The sequence below is a fragment of the Polynucleobacter sp. 35-46-11 genome, from assembly GCF_002281105.1.
Window position 1 is genome coordinate 1 of sequence record NZ_NCFJ01000334.1, and the last position, 2,866, is coordinate 2,866.

Annotated in this window: 4 protein-coding genes; all 4 read left to right on the forward strand. The window is 47.3% G+C overall.

The genetic code is table 11. The features are described from left to right. Nucleotides 1–91 precede the first annotated feature (91 nt). Nucleotides 92–520: a division/cell wall cluster transcriptional repressor MraZ gene (gene mraZ / locus B7Y67_RS14435; RefSeq protein ID WP_215387830.1), complete on the forward strand. Its 429-nt coding sequence runs from the start codon at nt 92–94 to the stop codon at nt 518–520. A gap of 12 nt (nt 521–532) precedes the next feature. Then, nucleotides 533–1,483, forward strand: a complete 951-nt coding sequence (rsmH, locus tag B7Y67_RS14440; RefSeq protein ID WP_215302418.1) for a 16S rRNA (cytosine(1402)-N(4))-methyltransferase RsmH — start codon at nt 533–535, stop codon at nt 1,481–1,483. Continuing rightward, nucleotides 1,480–1,746, forward strand: coding sequence for a cell division protein FtsL (gene ftsL, locus B7Y67_RS14445; protein ID WP_215302419.1), 267 nt, complete (start codon nt 1,480–1,482; stop codon nt 1,744–1,746). The genes rsmH and ftsL overlap by 4 nt, the downstream gene beginning before the upstream one ends. Continuing rightward, nucleotides 1,743–2,866, forward strand: a 1,124-nt coding sequence (locus B7Y67_RS14450) for a penicillin-binding protein 2 (RefSeq protein WP_293599238.1), incomplete at its 3' end; no start/stop codon positions are given. The genes ftsL and B7Y67_RS14450, both read left to right, overlap by 4 nt.

Below are 2,866 nucleotides of genomic sequence, written 5' to 3' on the forward strand. Positions count from 1 at the left end.
AGGAAATTTCCTAAAAAATTACCCAAAAACACTTGACCCTCTTATTGCGATCCTCTAAAGTGGGAGGAAGTGTGAAAAAGTGGGGTAAATGGTGTTTCAGGGTGCTTCAGCTCTCAATTTAGATGCAAAAGGCCGCATGTCTGTGCCGGCAAAGCATCGTGACGCCTTGTTAGTTCAAGGTGAGGGTCGTATCACGCTCACAAAACACCCGGATGGATGTCTATTGTTATTCCCCCGTCCCGAGTGGGAAACTTTCCGTTCACGTGTCGCGCAATTACCCATGGATGCCCATTGGTGGCGTCGAATCTTCCTTGGCAATGCTGCAGAAGTTGATTTGGACAGTGCTGGAAGAATTCTGGTGAGCCCAGAGCTGCGATCAGCTGCTGGTATTGAAAAGGAAGTGATGCTACTCGGCATGGGTAGTCATCTAGAGTTGTGGGACGCCGCTACTTACGCTACAAAAGAACAGGCTGCCATTGCACAAGGTATGCCTGAAGCCCTGAAGCAATTTAATTTTTGATGACAGGGTGCCATGAACATAACTCATCGCCCAGTATTACTGGCCGAGGCGGTGACGGCGCTGATCAGTGGTCCACGCATCAACTCTCCCGAGGCTTCACAAAACCTGCTCCTGATCGATGGAACATTTGGGCGCGGTGGTCACACGCAAGCGCTACTCTCGCAATTACCTCAAGGCGCGCGAATGATTTCTTTCGACAAAGATTTAGATGCGATCGCGGTCGCGGAAAAAATCAACGACTCTCGCTTGAGAATTGTGCACGACAGTTTTGCGCAGATGGATCAATACGCGGAGTCAGAATCTGTCGACGGTATTTTGTTAGACCTGGGTATCAGCTCTCCACAGGTGGACGAAGCGCATCGCGGCTTTTCCTTTCGCAAGGATGGTCCACTCGATATGCGCATGAATACGGATCAAGGTTTGACGGCAGCGGAATGGTTGGAGCAAGCATCACAAGAGGACATCACGCGCGTGATTAAGACTTATGGTGAGGAACGTTTTGCATTTCAGATCGCTAAAGCTATTGTGGCAAAGCGAGAAGAAGGCTTGCCCCCAAAAACAACCTTGCAATTAGCAAGCTTAGTAGCCAGCGTAGTTCGTACAAGAGAAGTAGGTCAAGATCCAGCTACTCGCACTTTTCAAGCGCTCCGTATTTTTATTAATCGTGAATTAGAAGATCTAGAGCTTGGATTAAAAGCGGCGTTAAGTTTGTTGAAGCCTGGCGCACGTTTGGCAGTGATTAGTTTTCATTCGCTCGAAGATCGTATCGTGAAGCAATTTCTGCAGTCTCATGCAAAGATTGAAGTGCCTCGCGGTTTACCTGTCCGCGATCGAGATTTGCCACAAAGCGCCTTAGAGATCATTGGGCGCGTTAAACCTAGTGATGAGGAGATTCGAGAGAACCCTCGTGCTCGTTCGGCCATCATGCGTGTTGCTGAAAAGCGCATAGGAGCATTCGCTTGAATCGCGCCACGCTAACATTGCTCGTTTTATTGTTAGTCTGCGCCCTATCGCTGGTCGCAGCCCAGCAGCGTGCGCGTAAATTATTTATCGCTTTAGACCGTGCGCAAATTGAAGAGCGTAAGCTAAATCAAGACTGGCTACGTCTAGAGTACGAGCAGCGGAATTTATCGAAGTCTGCGCGGATACGAGATGTTGCTCGTAATCAGTTGCGGATGGTTCCTATATCTCCAGAGCGTACTTTGTATCTGAAGGAGACTAGATGAGGACGGTAGGCTTCTCTACTACGCCGAATTTAGTGTTGCGTCTGCCTATGTGGCGGTCGCGCCTCATGCTGTTCATACTTTTTTTTGTGTTCATGCTGCTGCTGATTCGTGCGTTCTGGATTCAGGGCCCAGGGAATGCATTCTATGAAGCGAAGGGTGTGCGCGGTACACAACGTGAGTTGGAGCTACCTGCTTCCCGCGGAAAAATATTGGATCGCAATGGTCAAGTGATTGCTACGAGCTTGGAGGCAAAGTCAGTGATCGCCTATAACGACACTGTACCGGATGACTTGGCTGCAGATAAAGTGCAAAAGTTAGCAAGACTATTGCAGATCAGCGAATCAGATTTACGTAAAAAGTTAAAAGAAGATCGTAAGCAAATTTTCTTAAAGCGCCAAGTAGATCCAGAAGTGGCGCAAAAAATTAGGCAATTAGAAATCCCAGGCATTGGCTTAAATAATGAGTACCGTCGCTTTTATCCAGAGGGTGAGGCGATGGCGCACGTAGTTGGCTTTACTAATGTGGAAGATCGTGGCCAAGAGGGTATGGAACTCTCGAGAGAAAAAGACTTGGCTGGACATGCAGGCGCACGTCGAGTAGTTGTAGATCGTCTCGGTCGTGTTGTCGAAGAGGTTACGATTTTGCAGTTACCTCAAAACGGTAAGGATTTGCAACTCTCGATTGATAGCAAGATTCAGTTTTTGGCTTATAACGCTGTCAAGAGTGCGGTCGAGCAGCATCGTGCAAGTGCTGGAGGTGCAGTAGTGTTAGATACCCAAACTGGGGAGATCTTGGCATTAGCGAATTATCCAAGCTATAACCCCAATGATCGCAAGAGATTAACTGGTGAGCAACTGCGCAATCGTGTATTAACTGACACATTTGAGCCTGGTTCAACAATTAAGCCATTGACTGTGGCAATTGCTTTGGAAAAAGGCGCCATTTCTCCGAATACCAATATGGTGATTGGTGCTAAATATTTAGTAGGTCCAAAACCCATCACAGATACACATCCCTACGGCAATTTAACTGTTTCTCAAATTATTCAAAAATCAAGCAACATTGGTACAGCCAAAATTGCGATGAACAATTTAACTGCAGAAGAGATGTGGAATTTCTA

Coding starts and splice junctions, on each gene's coding strand:
- rsmH (WP_215302418.1), top strand. CDS start 533: ATGAACATAACTCATCGCCCAGTATTACTGGCCGAGGCGGTGACGGCG.